Annotated in this window: 10 protein-coding genes; 3 read left to right on the forward strand and 7 right to left on the reverse strand. The window is 56.0% G+C overall.

Features of this window, described 5'->3' with window-relative positions:
• The first annotated feature begins 152 nt into the window (after positions 1-152).
• A complete protein-coding gene (locus SV7mr_RS01690; RefSeq protein WP_145268633.1) occupies positions 153-1,109 on the forward strand; it encodes an acetyltransferase in 957 nt (318 codons plus the stop codon).
• A gap of 399 nt (positions 1,110-1,508) precedes the next feature.
• Positions 1,509-3,518, forward strand: coding sequence for a hypothetical protein (locus SV7mr_RS01695; protein WP_145268635.1), 2,010 nt, complete (start codon positions 1,509-1,511; stop codon positions 3,516-3,518).
• A 55-nt stretch (positions 3,519-3,573) separates the two neighbouring features.
• Here the strand turns inward: SV7mr_RS01695 and SV7mr_RS01700 are convergent, their stop codons facing one another.
• From SV7mr_RS01700 to SV7mr_RS01710, 3 genes are all read right to left on the reverse strand, one after another.
• Complete coding sequence (locus SV7mr_RS01700; RefSeq protein ID WP_145268637.1) at positions 3,574-5,766, reverse strand: sulfatase-like hydrolase/transferase; 2,193 nt, start codon at positions 5,764-5,766, stop codon at positions 3,574-3,576.
• Positions 5,767-6,102: 336 nt separating this feature from the next.
• Complete coding sequence (gene lepA, locus SV7mr_RS01705) at positions 6,103-7,899, reverse strand: translation elongation factor 4 (protein WP_145268639.1); 1,797 nt, start codon at positions 7,897-7,899, stop codon at positions 6,103-6,105.
• A complete protein-coding gene (locus tag SV7mr_RS01710; protein ID WP_419187968.1) occupies positions 7,896-8,963 on the reverse strand; it encodes an ROK family protein in 1,068 nt (355 codons plus the stop codon). The genes lepA and SV7mr_RS01710 overlap by 4 nt, the downstream gene beginning before the upstream one ends.
• 249 nt (positions 8,964-9,212) lie before the next feature.
• Here SV7mr_RS01710 and SV7mr_RS01715 point away from each other — a divergent pair, with 249 nt between their 5' ends.
• A complete protein-coding gene (locus tag SV7mr_RS01715) occupies positions 9,213-10,511 on the forward strand; it encodes a glycosyltransferase family 4 protein (protein ID WP_145268641.1) in 1,299 nt (432 codons plus the stop codon).
• A 41-nt stretch (positions 10,512-10,552) separates the two neighbouring features.
• Here SV7mr_RS01715 and SV7mr_RS01720 read toward each other — a convergent pair whose 3' ends face one another.
• From SV7mr_RS01720 to purL, 4 genes are all read right to left on the reverse strand, one after another.
• A complete protein-coding gene (locus SV7mr_RS01720; RefSeq protein WP_145268643.1) occupies positions 10,553-11,788 on the reverse strand; it encodes a prenyltransferase/squalene oxidase repeat-containing protein in 1,236 nt (411 codons plus the stop codon).
• Positions 11,785-13,125 carry an HlyD family secretion protein gene (locus SV7mr_RS01725; RefSeq protein ID WP_145268645.1) on the reverse strand — a complete coding sequence of 447 codons (1,341 nt, stop codon included), beginning with the start codon at positions 13,123-13,125 and terminating at the stop codon, positions 11,785-11,787. Before SV7mr_RS01725 ends, SV7mr_RS01720 begins: the two co-directional genes overlap by 4 nt.
• Positions 13,126-13,365: 240 nt before the next feature.
• Positions 13,366-14,403: an ATP-binding protein gene (locus SV7mr_RS01730; RefSeq protein ID WP_145268647.1), complete on the reverse strand. Its 1,038-nt coding sequence runs from the start codon at positions 14,401-14,403 to the stop codon at positions 13,366-13,368.
• A gap of 4 nt (positions 14,404-14,407) precedes the next feature.
• A complete protein-coding gene (purL, locus tag SV7mr_RS01735; RefSeq protein WP_145268649.1) occupies positions 14,408-17,371 on the reverse strand; it encodes a phosphoribosylformylglycinamidine synthase subunit PurL in 2,964 nt (987 codons plus the stop codon).
• Positions 17,372-17,936 lie beyond the last annotated feature (565 nt).

The following is a 17,936-nucleotide window of genomic DNA, read 5'->3' on the forward strand; positions in this document are numbered from 1 at the left end:
GGTGGTTCGCCGACGTGCCGATTGATCCGACCATCAAGGCCTCTAAACTGAGCAAAAGCTGCTGCCAGCGACTTCAACATCGCCTGATCTGCACTATTCTTTGTGCCAGAATCGTGGTTCGAGGCGTGTTGAAATTCGAATGAGGCAGCGTGGTGCAACAGTTTGATGTGTTTAATGGGGATGCGGACGGGATTTGTGCCCTGCATCAAATGCGGCTCGCCAATCCCTGCGAGAGTACGCTGATCACCGGCGTCAAACGCGATATTGCGCTCGTCAAGCGTGTTCCGGCAAGCTCCGGCGACCATGTGTTAGTGCTCGATGTCTCGTTGGATAAAAATCGCGACGCCGTGGTCGACTTGCTTGGCAACGGCGTTCAAGTGATGTACTTCGACCATCATTTCGCTGGCGAAATTCCCGCTTCGGATGCTCTGGACGTGCACATCGATACCGCAGGTGATGTGTGCACGGGCTGGTTGGTCAATCAGCATCTCGGTGGTGCTTATCTGGGCTGGGCAGTGACGGCGTTGTTTGGCGACAACCTGCACCAAGCTGCTCATCAAGCCGCCGCTCCGCTGGACCTGAACCAGGATCAGTTGCAACAGCTAGAAACCTTGGGAACCCTGCTGAACTACAACGGTTACGGCGCGACGTTACAGGATTTGTATTTCGCTCCCGATGATCTGTATCGTCGTGTTCAGCCGTACGCCGATCCGTTCGAATTCATCAAGACAGACGACACCTTTGCGACCTTGCAGCAAGGTTATGACAGCGACATGAGCCGCGCGGCGTCGATCGAGCCGGCTTTCGTCGATGAATCCTGCGCCGTGTTTCGGTTTCCCAACGAAGCCTTTTCTCGCCGCGTCAGTGGTGTTTATAGCAATCAACTGGCCAGGCAAAATCCAAGCCGAGCACACGCTTTAGTCAGCGAGCTCGATTCCGGAGAGTTCTTGGTCAGCGTCCGTGCTCCGCTGGAAACCAAGCAAGGTGCCGACGAGTTGTGTCGACAATTTCCAACCGGTGGTGGTCGCCAAGCCGCTGCGGGAATCAATCAACTGCCCGCCGACCAATTCGACGCCTTCGTCGCAGCGATGCGAAAGCAGTTCGCTTGATCTCTGCAGTTCGCTTGATCTCTGCTGTGCAATGCAACGCGATGGTTTCGCTAGTGCTGTGATTTGGATGGCGCTGTGATTTGGATGGCGCTGTGATTTCGATGGTGCTGGGCGGCAAGATGTTGCGAAGAAAGGCCCGGCAGCAGTGCTGTCAGCTCGCAAAATGCGGCCAGAAATCCGTCCCAGCGGCGGATTGGCTTACCCCATCACAAAAGAAGCGTAGGTGACCCAATTGGCACCTACGCTTCAAAAATAACGTTATGATGGCAGCAAGCAATCGCAAGCCGATAAACCGCCGCGAGCTACTTCAAACACAAATTTGTGCTCGAAGTCAATGATTGTCTCCTTAGCGGTAAGATTAAGTTATCGTGAGCGGCCTAGAAGATCAACACTATTTCTATGAACTTTTCACCTGATCAAGCGTTTTCTCCACCAGACCTTCTGCGTCTGGGGGGGCAGGTTGTGGTTCTTCCTGTTATTCACGGCAGCGGTCAATTTGCGCTGACTGTGCGGCGTTGGATGTTGGAACAGGACTTTGATTGCATTGCCGTGCCGCTGCCGGAAACGTTTCAACAGCCGGTCGAGCAGGGCATTTTAGAGCTGCCACGGCCTTCGATTGTGATTCAGCCCACCGAATCGCAATTTGATCCCGAACAGTTTCGGGCGGGACAGTTTGGCGGCGAACACTTCTCCGGCGAAGATGACCTGGACGACGCGCCTGCTGAGTTTGATCAGTCGCCTTACAGTTACGTGCCGATTGATCCCTGCCAACCGGTGATCATGGCGATCCGGGCGGCGATGGGCGAACACATCCCGCGCGAATACATCGATTTGGAAACCGCACCGTTCATGCCGTTTTCTTCGGTGATGCCGGATCCCTACGCTGTTCAGCAGGTTTCGGTGGAGCGATTTGCCGCGGCGCTGCTGCCGAGTTTACCTCGTCCTTCTGATCGCCAAACGCAGGCCAGGATTCGGCACATGGCGTTGCGTTTGGTGCAATTGGAGGCCCGCTACGATCGTATTTTGCTGGTCACCAGTATTCTGCATTGGCCCTGGATTCGCGAGGCGTACAACCAGATCACCGGGGTCGATCAGTCAGCAGCATCGCTGGACGAAACGCTGGATCCGCCCGAGCATGATCATGTGTTGTCTGCGCAGCATTATCCTGTTCAGAAACGCACCTTGATGTTCATGCTCGGTGAGTTGCCTTACATCACGGGCTTGTATGAACGGGCTCGGTTGCAGTTAGAGGATGACGAAAACTTACAGATTGACGGCGTCAAGGAATTGTTGATAGCGGCGCGAGAAAGCTATCGAGCTGATCTCAAGCAATTCGCTCGTAAAATCACTCCGCTGCATTTGTCAAAGTGCTTGCAGTACATTCGTAACCTGTCGTTGATGTCTCGCCGGATGACTCCGGACTTGATCACCATCGTGACTGCGGCCAAGCAAATCATGGGCGATCAGTACGCCCTGCATGTGGCTCAGCTTGCCAACCGCTACGCCTACAGTGATGACGGATCGGAACAGGACGAAGATGCCTTCACCAAGGACTCCGCCGTCAAGTTAGGGATCGATCAGGTTCAGTTGCCCGATGGCAACGTGGTTCCGGTCGTCAGTCGTTTGCCCGGCCCGCCACTGAGTTGGCGAACGTTGGAGCTAAAACGCAATCCCAGCAATCCTGAAAAACAGCGTTGGAGCTATTTGTGGAATCCGTATTCGCAGTGCAGCTATCCGCCCGAAGACGAGCAAATTGAAAACTTTCGAACGCGAGTGTTTGATCGCGCCAAAGCCATCATGGGCAATGATTTAGCCAGGACGGAAAAGTTCACCACCAGTGTCAAAGATGGCATCGACATTCGCGATACCTTAAGGCACTGGTACGACAAGCAGATCTACGTCAAAGTGATTCCGCCCAGTCGCGGAACCCTGGATGCTTGTGTGATGCTGTTCGATTCTCCTGCTGATCCGCGGCACTACGTCTGGCGGACGACTTGGTTTGCCGAACACAAAGACGAATCGACGTTGGCGTTCTTTGCCACCAGCTATGAAGATCAGATGGTCGGTCCCGGAATTGCCATGGCTCGCTACGGTGGTGCCATGTTCTTGTATCCACCGGTGATGGTTCCCGACATCTGGCAGGATCCCCGGCTGGACTTTACTGAAACCCTGGAAGAGCGTTTGATTGCTGCGGCGTGCTTGCACGGCCGCGGACGCCAGGTGGCCTTGTTAAGTGGATTGCCGCCCGGTGGTGGTTGGCAGCGTTTAGCCAGACGTTTTAAGAAAACGTTGGTCCATGTCCCACTTTCATCGTTCAGTGACGAACAGGTCCAGCAATTGCGGATGGTGCATGTCTTGAACGGTTACGAAGTGCGTTCCTACGCCGAAGATTTCATTCGGCGCGTTTAAACAGTTCCAGATGCCTGGTCTCGGATCGTGACTCAGGCATTCACCAGCGGCCAGATTACGGGTAGGTCGGTGGTTGCCAGTCTTTGGGCAAGCGTCCCTGTGGACGGACCCCTTTGCTGCCGACAGGAATCGGATGATCTTTGAATTCCTTTAGCGGAAGATCGTCCGGCAGATGTTTGATCTTAAAGTCTTTGTACTGAATTGTCATCGCTGGGCCCACATGCACTTGGACCGCTAGAACACCTTCTAGGGAGCGGCCAGCGGCGTCAAAGTCCAGCAGATCAGCGGTCGGATGGCCATCAATCCAGTGCTGGTGATGGTTGCCTTGAACCAAGACGCGATAGTCGTGCCATTGATCTGCCGCAAACGATTTGACGGGGAGCTGTTCCACGACCCAAGGCTGACCCTGCGGATCGACGATTACCTTTTCGCCGGTGTGGGAAAGGATGCGTCGGCCTTTCTCTTCGTACAGCATGCCGTTGAAGTTCGGATTGTTGGCGACCACGTCGCACTGATAGCCGGTGACCACGTCCAAGCCCAAGTCTGGGCGTGACGTGCCGCGATACTGGATGCCGCTGTTGCCACCAGCGGTGACTTTGACTTTGACTCGCAAGTCAAAGTTGCGAACCGTTGAGTGCTTCCAAGTGATGAAGCGATTCATTTTCAAGCTGCCGTCGGTCACCCCGGTAAGCGCGCCGTCTTTGACAGACCAGTACTTTTTGTCTCCCGACCAGCCTCGCAGGCTGCGACCATCAAAGACCGAAACAAAACCCTCTTGGTCCGCTCGGGCGCTGACCATGGCGCTGGCGTCTGGGTGTGGCGCAGTGGATCGACTGAGTGGCTGCTTCATCGGATCCAGTGGCCCACCGAGCGTGTCTACTTTTTGATCTAACCGCTGCCGCATCTGGTTGAGAACTTGCTGATGCTTGGGGTCGCCAGCTAAGTTGACCAGTTCGTTGGGATCTTGTTGCAGATCGTGTAAGAATTCGTGGTTGCCTTGGTCGATGTAGCGAATGTACTTGTAGTGCTTGTTTCGCAGTCCTTCAAAGGCTGGGATGCGGTTGCGAACCGCAAAGTGTTCGTGAAAGCTTTCCTCACGCCAATCGTCTGCTGCTTGGCCTTGAACGATCTGGTTCAAGCTGGCACCGTGATAGCGTTTCGGCACCGGCACGCCAGCCCAGTCCAAGAACGTTGCAGGAAGGTCTAGGTTCAGTGCGATCTTGTCGGTCACTTGACCTTGGTGGGCTGATGGAACGCGTGGATCCATGACAATCAGCGGCACTCGCAAGGACTCCTCGTAATGCGACCACTTGCCAGCCAAGCCGCGGTTGGCCATGTGATAGCCATTGTCAGCGCTGTAAACAACGATGGTGTTGTCCGCTAGCCCGGCTTCCTCGAGGGCTTCCATGAAGCGGCCAATCGCCCCGTCAATTCCACTGACCATGCGGTAATAGGCTTTGACGTTGGTCTGGTATTTTTCTGGGGTGTTCCAACGCCAGAAGTAGCGTTCGCGGTTGATCGTGGTGCGTAAGAAGTCTGGCAAGGCATCAAAGATGGCAGGGTCGCCCAGACGTGGTCCCGGGATCTGCACGTCGTCGTACATTCCATCCACGGCGCGCGGCCAAGGGAAGTGGCCAATGGCAGGTCGACGGTCGCTGTCTTCGGCGTGGCAGGCATTGAACCACAGGTTCAGTGCGAAGGGTTTGTCTTTGGGTTGGTTGCGAATGAACTCAATCCCTTTATCGACAATCACCTCGGTTTCATGTCGCAGCGAACCATCGGGTTGAGGTTTGTAAAACGGATTGCGGCCAATGGCTTGGAAGTCGTCAAAGTGATCTTGAGGTTTGTAGCCCCGAGGCATTTTGGCATGCCATTTTCCAAAGTAGCCCGTGCGATAGCCGGCATCGCGAAGCAGGTCAGAATACAGCACCTTGGCAGCGTCGGCCCGGGTCTGGTCGGGGTTGGCAGGAGTGCCATAGCTGCGTCCCGTTAATCCCGTCAAAATGGTCGTCCGACTGACCCAGCAGATCGAATGGCTGACAAACATGTTTTCAAAACGCGTGCCTTGTTTGGCCAGGTGATCAATGTTGGGCGTTTTGATCACGTCGTTGCCATAACAGCCCAACGTGGACGTGGTCTGATCATCGGCAAAAAAGAAGACGATGTTGGGTTGTTCAGCGTGGCTGGAGGACGCTAGGCGAATCAACGCGATCAGCGCAATCGCGAAGAGGGCAAGTGATTTTGACATCAAGCAGGGGCGGGCAGTGGGGAAAGGGCAGGGAAGAGTCGCGCTAATAGAATAGACGAAACGCCGGTGTTTTGAAGCATGATCCCGCAGCCTGAGGACCAGTTTCTCGAGCCACCGGTCAGTCACCTGGATTCGTAGGGTGCCGTGCTTGCACGTACCAAAGAAATGACAACGCACGACTGGGCGGCAAACGCGTGGATTTTCCGCCTCCGCCCACCGGACACAAAGATCTTCAAAACAGTGCTGCAAGCATGCACCCTGTCTTGCTAAAACGTTCAAAAACCCGCGGCTAGAATCGAGTCTGCCATCAATCTGACACGTTCTTGAACGTGTGGCTCAGGAGTCGTCTTCGCTCAGGACGGCCATGAAGGCCTTTTGGCTGATCTCGACATTGCCGATCGCCTTCATGCGTTTCTTGCCCTCTTTCTGCTTTTGCAGCAGCTTGCGTTTCCGTGTGATGTCACCGCCGTAACACTTCGCGGTCACATTCTTCCGCATTGCGGGCACGGTTTCGCGGGCGATCACGCGGCTGCCGATCGCAGCTTGCACAGCGACCTCGAACATGTGGCGGTCGATTTCGCTTTTGAGTTTCTTCGCCACCGCGCGACCGCGACGGTCTGCATCTGCGCGGTTGCAAACGATACTCAACGCATCGACTCGCTTGCCGTTGACCAGGAAATCGAGTCGGGCCAGATCGGCTGCTTCATAGCCAATGATTTCATAATCCAAGGTGCCGTAGCCACGCGTGCAGCTTTTGATCTTGTCATGTAAGTCATAGACGACTTCCGCCAGCGGGATGTCATAGGTCAACATTGCTCGCTGAGCCGCGAGGTATTCCTGTGACTTTTGGATGCCGCGTCGCTCCTGGCACAGTTTCATCACGGCGCCAATGAAGTCGGTCGGCACAATGATGTTGCAGCGAACGATGGGTTGGCGGAATTCTTCGACATCGCCCGGGTCAGGCACGTCTTGTGGCTTGTGAATTTCGACCGTTTCACCGCGTTTGTTGACGATTTCATACGTCACATTGGGCGCGGTTTGCACCAGGTCGATGTCGGACTCGTTTTCCAATCGCTGTTGCACAATTTCCATGTGCAGCAGGCCCAGGAAGCCGCAGCGAAAACCAAAGCCTAACGCATCACTGGTCTCGGGTTCGAACTCGAAACTGGGGTCGTTGACCGCTAGCCGTTCCAGGGCTTCACGCAGGTCGGAAAAGTTTTGACCGTCGCTGGGGAACAAACCACAGTAGACCATGCGTTTGGGACGCGAGTAACCAGCTAGCGGTTCTGCAGCGCCGTCGCCTGGGATGCTGATGGTGTCACCGATGTGAACATCACCCAAGCTTTTGATATTACAGATCAGGTAACCAACCTGACCGGCAGAGAGTTCGTCACAGGCGGTGCGGTGGGGAGTGAACTGGCCGAGTTCGACAACGTCATGAGTGGTGTCGGCACGCAGGAAGCGGATCTTTTGCCCCTTGCGCACGGTGCCTTGCATGACTCGCACATACGTGATCGCGCCGCGATAATCGTCGTAGTTGCTATCGAAGACCATCGCTTGCAGAACCGCTTCGGTATCGCGCGGCGGTTCGGGGATGTGTTCGATGATTGCATCGACTAGTTTGCCAACTCCCTGTCCCGTTTTTGCGCTCACGCGGACGCAGTCGTCTGGGTCGGTGCCCAGCGAGTTCATCATCTCTTCGGCCACTTCGTCTGGCCGAGCGTGAGTCAAGTCAATTTTGTTGATCACGGGGATGATGTGCAGATCATGTTCCATCGCGGCGTAGGCGTTGGCAACGGTTTGCGCTTCCACGCCTTGGAAGGCATCGACGAGCAGCAGGACGCCTTCGCAACAGGCCAAAGCGCGGGACACTTCATACTGAAAGTCGACGTGGCCGGGAGTGTCGATCAGGTTCAGCTCGTACTCATCTTTGCCACGACGAAACTTCATCACCACCGCGCGGGCTTTGATGGTGATCCCACGTTGGCGTTCCAATTCCAGGTCGTCCAACAGCTGTTCTTTCATCTCACGGATGCTGACCGTTCCGGTTTCTTCCAGAAGTCGATCCGCCAACGTGCTCTTGCCGTGGTCGATGTGTGCAATGATGCAAAAGTTTCGAAGGTGCTTGGTCATTTTGATGCTGCGAGTAACTCTTTCCTAGCATAGCCGGCCAACCCCAAGTATCCCGCGTCCGCACCGAGCGTGGCGAAGTTGATTTCGGTACCGGCAAAGACACTTTCAAAGGTGCGTTGTTTGAATTCTTCAATGATGCCATTTAGGAAGCGACGGCCGATGGGGCAGTTTGCTCCACCAAAATTCATCGCTCCGCCCAGTGAGACAACTCCGGGGTCCAAAGCGTGCACCAAGGTGGTGACGCCGATTCCCAACCAGCGAGCGGTCTCGTCAACAATCCGCAAGGAGAGCGCGTCGCCCGCCTCGGCTTCTACATAAACTTTCTTGGCTGTCAGTTCATCATCCGCTCCGCCCAGCAGGCCCGACAGGCTGCTCTGTTCGCCGTCGGTCAGCAGTTGCCGGGTGCGTGCGACAACGCCGCTGGCACTGGCATAGGCTTCCAGTTGTCCGCGGCCTCCGCCCCAAATGCACAGCCGTGCGTGTGGCGATGAATCGACAATGATATGACCGCATTCGCTACCGAAACTGTTTACTCCGTTGACCAGTTCGCCGTCAACGATGATGCCACCGCCCACGCCAGTGCCAAGGGTCAGCAACAGCATTGAATCGCAGTGCTCACCGGCACCGATCCAGAATTCGCCATACGCGGCGGCGTTGGCGTCATTCAGGAAGCTGATCGGCCGCTGCAGTTGGTCTTGGAACGCTTTGACGATTGGAAAACCCCACCAGGACGGCAGCTGCGGAGGTTCAACCAACAATCCCTTCGGGAGATCCATCGGGCCAGGGGCTCCCAGGCCGATTGCAGGCACTTTGCCAACGATCCCGAGTGTCTCTTCGGTGCTGGTCACCAGATCACCGATCCGTTGCACCCCGGACTCGGGCCCTTGGGACTCCATCGTGGCGATTTTTTCGTAGGCCACGGTTTGGCCTGAGTGATCGACTAAACCAAGTTTGATTCCGGTCCCACCGATATCGACTCCCCAGTAGTAGGGGGGCTCAGATTCGGTCAGTTGGATGATTTGCGGCCCGGAATGATCCGTTGGTGAACCCATAACCTTTGTCATTCATGTTGGTAGGCAGGTGATGACGTCGTCATCCTCGACAATGTCAGTTGCACGCGGTGCGCCCGGTGTTTGCGAGGGAGTATAGGACCGGTTGCGATCACTCACAACGAGCTTTTTAGGCCCTTTTGGGGGATCAGCCCGGATTGTCGCCCTCCCCGGACCCCAGGTCGTTGTTGTGGTGACTTGGTTTACAATATTCTGCATCTCTGACGGCACCAATTGCTGAATCTGATTCCTCAAAAGAACTCCATGAAAATCGTTTTTTTAACCGCGGGTGCTGCCGGAATGTTTTGCGGTAGCTGCATGCACGATAACGCCTTGGCGCGGGCGCTGAACGATCGTGGAGCCGAATGTCTTTTGCAGCCGGTGTACACGCCGATTCGCACCGACGAAATCGACGTGTCAGGGCAGCGCGTTTTCCTGGGAGGCATTCACGTTTATCTCTTGCAGCAGTTTCCCTGGTTGAAACACCTGCCGCGAGCGTTTCGTTCGGTGCTGGACTTTCCACCGCTGATCCGCTGGGCCACTCGCAATGCCGGCGGAACGGACGCCAAGACGTTGGGCGCTTTGTCGGTCTCGATGCTCCGCGGAGCGCAGGGAAATCAAGCTGGCGAGTTCGAGGAACTGAATGATTGGATCTGCAAAGCGTTTCAGCCCGATGCGGTGGTCTTTACCAACCTCTTGATCGGCGGCGGTATCCCGGAACTGAAACAGCAACGTCCACAGACGAAAGTCGTCGTCATGTTGCAAGGCGACGACATCTTTCTGGATCACTTGCCCGAAAAGCATCGCGCCCAAGCCATCGAATTGTGCCAGCAGTTGGTGCCGCTGGTGGATTGTTTTTGCAGTCACAGTCAGTTCTACGCTGACAAGATGAGTCGATTGCTGAACATCCCTGCTGATAAGTTGGTGATCACACCGCTTTCGGTTGATCATCAACCGTTTGAACCGGCGTGTCTCGTCGAAGGAGCAGGGCTCAGCCAGCCCAGTGAATTTCGCCTGGGCTATCTCGCGCGAATTGCCAAAGAGAAAGGCCTGCAGCGTTTGGTCGATGCCTTTGTGTTGATCGCAATGGAACATCCCGAGGTGACCTTGCACGCAGCGGGTTGGTTAGGACCAAGCGGCAAGCCTTACTTGGAGGCCATTGAAAGCCAGTTGCAAGACGCAGGGTTGTCCGAGCGATTTCATTATCACGGCAGTCCCGACCTGGCTGGCAAGGCGGCCTTCCTGCGCAGCCTGGATGTGCTTAGTGTGCCGACTGAGTACGAGGATCCCAAAGGCTTGTTTGTGCTGGAGTCCTTGGCCAGTGGCACACCGGTTGTCATGCCCGATCATGGCGCATTCGGTGAACTGATTCGTTCAACGGGCGGCGGTGTCTTGGTGCCTCCGGGAGATCCCAGAGCGCTCGCAGAGGCGATCATCGAAATCAAGAATGACGAATTAAAGCGTCAACAATTGGCCGCTCAAGGGCTGGAGGGCGTGAAGACCAAGCACACCATTGATCGTGCCGCAGAGCACGTGTTAGAGATCATCGGCGAGTTGTCATAAGCCCTTCAAGCCCAGACGCGGCGTGCTTGGATCGCAGAAGTCTACTGGCAGCGATGCAGCGTCATCAACGCGAACGAGGTTCCATAGGGACGATGGTAATCGTACAGTGGATAATCCCACCAGCTGCCGTTTGTTTCTTGGCGATCGAGCATCAGTTTTGCCAGCATGGCTTTGAAGGGCGCTTGTTTTTCTTTGGGAAGTAATTCAAGTTCCAACGCACCGTAGTAGTGGCCAAAGTAATAAAAGTACCCGGCCACTTGCATCCACGACTCATGAGGGATCGGTCGCTTCCGGCCAATGTCTAACCAGCCATTGCGAACGTACAAGCGATACAGCCACGTGCGAATCACTTCATCGGTGATCGTCTTGTCACCCCATAGGCGCAGCCCGACATTGCAACACTGTGAACGACCGAGTGAGCCACCGGGGCGATTGATTTCCCGCGCTGGGCGATCTTTCAAGTATTCACCGTACAGGTAGGAAAAATCCGGTCGCTTTTGACGTTCGATCGCAGCGATTGCGCGATTGACCATTCGCTCTGGCGGTTCAATCCCCAGCGACTTGGCCTGATGCAAGGCGACCAGGCCAGCGCCGCCAACAAAGCTGATGGAGCTGGACGTGGGCTGATTGGATTGATAGCGAAAGTCATAATAACCCCAGCCACCGTCAACGGATTCGTAGCGTTTTAGACGCTCAAACTGTTCACGCATCAAGTCGGCGATCTTTTCCCGCCGCTCGGTGTCTTCGGGGAATCGCTCATACATCCGACACAGTGCGGTGATCGAATAGATGTGTCCCCAAACGTTGTAGATCGCGTCGCCTGTTGCCCGACGCAAGGTCGGCAAGTGCTTCATCAGGTACGCTTCACCACGATTGATCGTGTCCTGGGTCTCGGCGCGCTGGGGAGCGACTTCTAATAAGGCGGCGACACAAAGTGATGTCGTGGCGATTCGAAACGCATCGTGGGCGCCAGGCACAGGCGCAAAGATGTTTAAGCCTTTGGTCTTCGTTGGTGAGCCCCAGCCACCTGTTGGTCGCTGGTCTTTGATCAGGAAATCAATGCCGCGATCAATCGCCGCCTGCAAGGTCTCTGGGGATGCCATCGCAACGTCGGGCAACGGCATTGGCTTGCCATTGACGGTGACCGTTTCAGCGGCGGTTTCGGTGTCGGATGTTTCCCGGTCAGCTTGCTGTCCGTTAGCAGTTGCTGGCAATCCGATTAGCAACGCAATCAGCAGGAAGCAGGCGGCGGGGCCCTGTGCAGGTTGCCAGCTCATTGCTTGGCCTCTTTCTCAGCCTGCTTGTTGCTGGCTTGCTGTTCCTTGTCATTCTTGGCTGGCTTCTTGGTTGCAGGTGCATCGGATTTGCCGCCGGTGGTGGGCAGGGTCACTTTGCAGGGCGCCAACATGGCCGAGGGAGGAATGTTGGCCAACACGGCCACGCCCCCTCGGAATTTGTTCGCTGCGTAAGGCAGACCGGCCAGTCCTGCCAGACGACCTTTGACCGGTTGCCCAGGCTGACCGGCGAGTTCAATCTTGCAGTCGGCTCCCTTGTTGACTTTGCCGTGTTGCTCGGCGGTCAAGTCGAGCGCGACATGCAGGTCGTCAATGCCGACGACGGTGCCCAGCACTTGTGAGCCGGTCACTGCGGACTGGGCTTTTAGCTTAACGGGCTTGGCTGGCAAGCGACCGTTCTCCAAAGCGCCGTGAACAAAGATGCCATTGATCGGGCTGTTGATGACGACCTTGCTACGTTCGCGTTGCATGGTTTCAAAGTCAGACTTTTGGCGTTGAAAGTTTCTTCGGCTCTGCTGGATTTCCAATTTGCGTTTCGCTTGAGCGTTGCGAATTGACTGATTGGATTTGGCAAATGCCATCATGGCCCGGGCGATCGCGTCCTTCTGGTCGATGTCCTGTCGCGGGATGGTGGTTTCCAAAGTCTGTTTATGGCGCAGTTCGGCGCGTTTCAAGCTAAAGGCTGCCGATTCCATGGACCGTTTCGCGCGGCGCAGAACGATTTCTTCGGATTCCTCGGTGAGGTCGTCTTCTTTGTACATCTGCAGCAGTTGCTGGTATTCTTCACGAGCACTTTCAAACGAAAATCTGGAACTGATCAGCGACTGTTCTGCTTGTTCGAGTTGGCCGGGGCGATCGACTTTCTGGTAATAGTCATGGTCTTGACGTGCCCGATCGCGTTGGCGAGTCGCAGCTTGCAGGTCCAATTCGCTGGACTTTACAAATGCCTCGTAATCGAACTCGGCTTCTTTGGCCGTGAGTTCGGCGAGTTTCAAAGCCGTCTCGGCGTCTTCCAGTTTCTTGTCCAACGCTTTCGTTTCAAACCAGATCAAGGGCTGTCCCTTTTTTACTAGTTCAATCGATGGAAGGATCTTTTCGATCGTCAAGCCACTCAGTTGCTTGGTGTTCGCGGTTAACTCGACGACGGTTCCGCCAGTGACCACTCCGTCAATGGAGATGGTTTCCGCCTGGTCTGCTTTGTCGTCGTCCGCGCTAGCAAGATGAGACTGACCGGATGTCAGAAAGGGTGACACTGCCACGCAGCTCAAGAGCAGCAGTTGTTTGCCAGGGTGGATCAGTGATTGAAAATAAGATCGCATGGTGTGTGATTGAAAAAGTGAGTTGGATGAATGAAGGCGGGTGCTTAGCGTCTCTCGCCGCACTGATTCGTCCCGAGGAGTGTTGCTATTCGCTGAGTTGCTGGCAATTGAGTTGCTGGCAATTGAGTTGCTGGCAGCGGTCAGTGCAACGGATGAGCGCAGCCTGGCGAACTCCGCGGGACACTGGCCAACCATACTCTACAAACAGGTGTCGCGTTGTCCGGTGACCCTTGTAGCGGCTTATAAATCCAGCGCATCCAGCGAGTCGATCAGCTGATCCAGGTCGTCTTTGGGCTGTTGAGTGAGATCAGATTGTCGGCGTTTGAGCTGGTCATCGATGCCGCGCGCGTCGCGGCCGGCAAGCAGGAGTTGCTCGTCTCGCTCGCGTGCTGCGGTGGCGATTGCGTCGTCGCCGCCTTCTGGAGCACCGAATAATTTTGACAGGTCGATTTTAAATCCATCACTGCCGCCCGTGTCGGCACCCGCGATTGCAGGGGCTTTGTGCTGTGGAAAGATGATTGCGTTTTCGGGGCAGACACGGCTGCACGCAGGGCAACCCTTGCGGCAGTTGTCGGGCTGTTCAACCAGGATGGTCTCTGACCCGTCGACGCCATAAACTCCAAACAGGCAAAAGTCGATGCATTCCATGCAATTGGTGCAGCGACTGAAATCGATCACCGGGTACCAGCGCCGTGATGTGGTTTCGTCGATCTGCAGCATTTGGCCGCCGATCAATGGCATCGCGTGCGGGTCGTCGCTGGTGACAGCGGAGTCAGCTTTAAGAGCCGTCTCTGAAGGCTGGACGGTGTCTTGGATTTCCTGAACAAAACGGCTGAGCGGGAGCTCGTTCTTTAAGTCGATGCAGCGAATTTCGCGATCAGGACGCGGATAGAGCGTGGCGACACGGTCAACATCGTCGCGCTGTTCGGCTTCGCTGTCTGGTGTGTCTGCCTGGTCATCTTCTTGACTGAGTTCGTCCAGGGCCGTGGGAACGTATTGGCCACCGATCCCATTGCGATCCAGAACCCAATGCGCTGCGCGGGGGAAAATCCAGGAGGCAAAGATCAGATTGCCTTCTAGCTCGGCCAGTTTTTCAAGTGACTCGCTGCCTTTGGGCAAGTCATACAAGTGCGGCACCACAAGCACATCCACCCCGGGCAGCTCTGCAGCGGCATCGGCAAGCGATTGTTCCAAGGATCGTTTCGCAGGGTTGCGCGACTGGCCGCGAGAAATCACGACCGTCCAGGAAGAAGTTTGTGTTGTGGTGGGGGAGATCATGTGATCACCAGTCAAGAGGTTTCTGCCAAGCAGCTTTGGCTGCGTCTGTCGACAGATTGAGTAACTCTCGCTGGCCCCGAAGTACCTGAACCTGTCGATCTTCAGCTATTGTACCTACCTGAGCAGCGGGCACACCCTTTTGCTGGAAGATCTGCAGCACGGATTGCACGGCTTCTGGCTGAACTTCGGCCAAAAACCGCGAATTTGACTCGCTAAAGAGCATCGTCAGATCGCCCAGTTGGTCGTCTGCAGTGGGTTCGGCTGCCTGCAAATCAAGCGAAATGCCCAATCCGCCAGCCATCGCCATTTCAGTTGCCGCGATCGCCAAGCCACCCTCGCTTAGGTCGTGGCAGGATCGGATCAGGCCGGCACTGATGCACTCATGGACGGCCGCAAAGGTTGCTTTGGCCAAATCGGTGTCTACGGTGGGCACTTGGCCTCCCTGCTGATCGTTGACCAGGCAATAGTGCGATCCGCCCAGCTCATCCTTGGTCTTGCCAATCAAGATCACTGCATTGCCAACTTCTTTGGCGTCCATGGTGACGGCTGTGGCGACATCATCAATTTGACCCATTGCACTGATCAGCAAGCTGGGCGGAATCGAGATGGTCTGTTTTTCATCGCTGGCATCCATGTAGCTGAACTCGTTGTTCAAGCTGTCCTTGCCGCTGATAAACGGTGTGCCCAAGGCAATCGCCATGTCTTGACACGCGATGGCGGCACGAACCAGTGACCCCAAAGTCTCTGGGCGATCGGTATAGCCCCAACAAAAGTTGTCCAGGATGGCAATCTTGCTAGGGTCCGCTCCCACAGCCACTGCGTTTCGCATCGCTTCATCAATCGCCGAAGCAGCCATGTGGTAGGTGTCAAAGTCGCCGTAATGTGGATTCATCCCACAACTGATGACCAAGCCGCGTTTGCTGGTCAGCAATGGCTTGACCACCGCCGCATCACTGGGGCCATCACAAAGTGGACCCACCAAGGGTTTCACCACGCTGCCACCTTGGACTTCATGGTCGTACTGTCGAATCACCCAATGCTTGCTGGCAACATTCAGGCTGGAAAGGATCGCCAGCACGGTCTCTTGCTGCTGCTGGGCGTCGGCTGACTGAGGCAGTTCAAGCGGTTGTTGTGCGGGCGGATCGTAAACGGCATCGCGAATCACCGGCGGACGACCGTCGTGCAAGAACTCCATGCTCAGTTCGCCAACGGTCTGGCCGTGATAGGTCAGGTGCAGGTTGCCGGTGGGTTTGAACTCGCCCAAGATCGCTGCTTCAACGCCTTCACTGTCGCATAAGGCTTCTAGCTGTTCCCAGTTTTCGCGCGGCACGGCCAAGACCATCCGCTCCTGAGCTTCGCTGATCCAGATTTCGGTGTAGCTCAGCCCGTCGTACTTCAGCGGTGCTTTTTCCAACCAGACTTCAGCACCCAGTTCTTCGCCCATTTCACCGACGGCGCTGGAGAACCCACCGGCTCCGCAATCGGTCACAGCGTTGTACAGGCCGCGATCGCGAGCTTGGATCAGAACGTCCAGGACCATCTTTTCAGTGATGGCGTTTCCGATTTGGACCGCGCCACCGGAGAGAGACTCGGATTCGCTGGTCAATTCGGCAGAACTAAACGTTGCACCGTGAATGCCATCGCGACCTGTGCGGCCGCCGAGTGAGACAATCAGGTCGCCGGGCTTCACTTCCTTTTCTTCCATGCCGACGGGGATCATGCCCACATTGCCAGCATAGACCAGGGGATTGCCGAGATAACGCTTGTCAAAATAAACGGCGCCGTTGACGGTGGGGATGCCCATTCGGTTGCCGTAGTCTCGTACACCGGCGACGACGCCTTTAATGACTCGACGCGGATGCAGCACACCGGGCGGCAGGCTATCGGCGGGCGTGTCTGGTGGTGCAAAGCAAAACACATCCGTGTTGCAGACCGGTTTCGCGCCAAGGCCTGTCCCCATTGGGTCGCGGATCACACCGCCGATCCCCGTGTTGGCTCCGCCGTAGGGTTCCAACGCCGAAGGGTGATTGTGTGTTTCGACCTTAAAGCAAGCGTGGAACTGATCGTCAAACGTGACCACGCCGGCATTGTCTTTGAAGACGCTGACGCACCAGTCTTGATCTTCAAGCTGTTTGCGGATCGACTGCGTCGCGGCAAAGATGGTTTCTTTGAGCATGTTGTCATACTGACGCTCATCGGTGCCCGGTGAACCGTCGGCACCAACGCCCCGGTAGTGAATCCGTCCCGCCAGTGTTTTGTGGCTGCAGTGTTCGCTCCACGTCTGCGCGACCGATTCCAGTTCGATGTCCGTGGGATCGCGATCGAGTTTGACGAAGTGATCACGAATGTTCTGCATCTCGACCAAGGTCAGGTACAGTTGCCCTTCGCGGGACAGTGTTTCCAGTTCGTCGTCCGAGAGGCTGCGAATGGGGACGCGAGTGAGCGAAAAATCATAGGCGGCGCCGACGTCCAGTTGCTCCATTTCCAGTGGGCCCGCAACCACCTGCTCGATGGAGTCGTTGGAGAGGGCGCGACGGCAAATAGAATCAAAGGTGTCATCATCCACACCGCTGATCCAGTACTTTCGCATCGTTCGCACCGCATCCACGTCGAATCCTAAATCACGCGCCGCACCGATCGTGCTGGCCGCGACCGGGTCCATCACGCCAGGCTTGGGAAGGACGTTGACCAGTTGGACACCCGCCTTCGCAGAGCTGGGAGCGGTGGACAGTTGGACCGATCCGGCCTGACCGACGACGGTACGCTCGGTGACCGAATCGGCCAGTAGCCGCTGGGCCACGTTTTCGACTTGTGATTGATCTAATTCCCCTTGGATCAAAAAGCTCTTGGCAAAGACAACGCTGGCGGCGTCGCTGAGCCCAAGCTCATGGATCTCTTCACGCGTTCGTTCGCCTTCGCGGTCAATTTCACTTTCAGCGGGGTAAATATCAATTTGCCAAAGGGGCATGAGCCTGTCTTCCTGTTCGAGGGGGTTGCCTTCGCTGCCGCAGGATTTGCGTCGATCGCAGAGTGGATGGCCGGACGCAGCCAATCTGTCGCTCCGATTTGCCAGAAGTGTATCGCAATCGGGGGCCGCTGCCGAGAAGCCGATCCACAAAGAATTTGCTCGAGTGATGCCATCTTCCCTCGCCACCGCGATGGCGGACTGTTGAGGTGTGCTGACTGGCCTTCGATTACCGAATTTGCGGTCGAGTTCAGCGCATTTCAAGCGTCCGTCGGAGCGACGTCACGACGGTTCTCCCCATCAAATCCCAGCGACGCGGGTGACGGTTTGTCCGATCACGAGGAGCGAACGCAAACGGGTCCGGATTCCTGACGCTGGCGACGGTGGATTCCTGGTGACTGTGACCGTTGGCGACCGTGACCGTTGGCGACCGTGACCGTTGGCGACCGTGACCGTTGGCGAACGTGACCGTTGGCGACCGGGGGGCGTTTTTAACACTGCGTGAATAACGCCGTGTGAATCAAATGGGTTGGCCGCTAATGTGGGCCTCAATCCCTTCGGAAAAGGA

Origin of the sequence: Stieleria bergensis (genome assembly GCA_007745635.1) — a bacterium.
In the GTDB taxonomy this organism is placed as follows: domain Bacteria; phylum Planctomycetota; class Planctomycetia; order Pirellulales; family Pirellulaceae; genus Stieleria; species Stieleria bergensis.

Bases quoted from the DNA above. Each gene is read 5' to 3' on its own strand.
- SV7mr_RS01720 (WP_145268643.1), bottom strand. From the start codon at position 11,788: ATGAGCTGGCAACCTGCACAGGGCCCCGCCGCCTGCTTCCTGCTGATT.
- SV7mr_RS01710 (WP_419187968.1), bottom strand. From the start codon at position 8,963: ATGACAAAGGTTATGGGTTCACCAACGGATCATTCCGGGCCGCAAATC.
- SV7mr_RS01700 (WP_145268637.1), bottom strand. From the start codon at position 5,766: ATGTCAAAATCACTTGCCCTCTTCGCGATTGCGCTGATCGCGTTGATT.
- SV7mr_RS01715 (WP_145268641.1), top strand. From the start codon at position 9,213: ATGAAAATCGTTTTTTTAACCGCGGGTGCTGCCGGAATGTTTTGCGGT.
- purL (WP_145268649.1), bottom strand. From the start codon at position 17,371: ATGCCCCTTTGGCAAATTGATATTTACCCCGCTGAAAGTGAAATTGAC.
- SV7mr_RS01695 (WP_145268635.1), top strand. From the start codon at position 1,509: ATGAACTTTTCACCTGATCAAGCGTTTTCTCCACCAGACCTTCTGCGT.
- SV7mr_RS01730 (WP_145268647.1), bottom strand. From the start codon at position 14,403: ATGATCTCCCCCACCACAACACAAACTTCTTCCTGGACGGTCGTGATT.
- SV7mr_RS01725 (WP_145268645.1), bottom strand. From the start codon at position 13,125: ATGCGATCTTATTTTCAATCACTGATCCACCCTGGCAAACAACTGCTG.
- lepA (WP_145268639.1), bottom strand. From the start codon at position 7,899: ATGACCAAGCACCTTCGAAACTTTTGCATCATTGCACACATCGACCAC.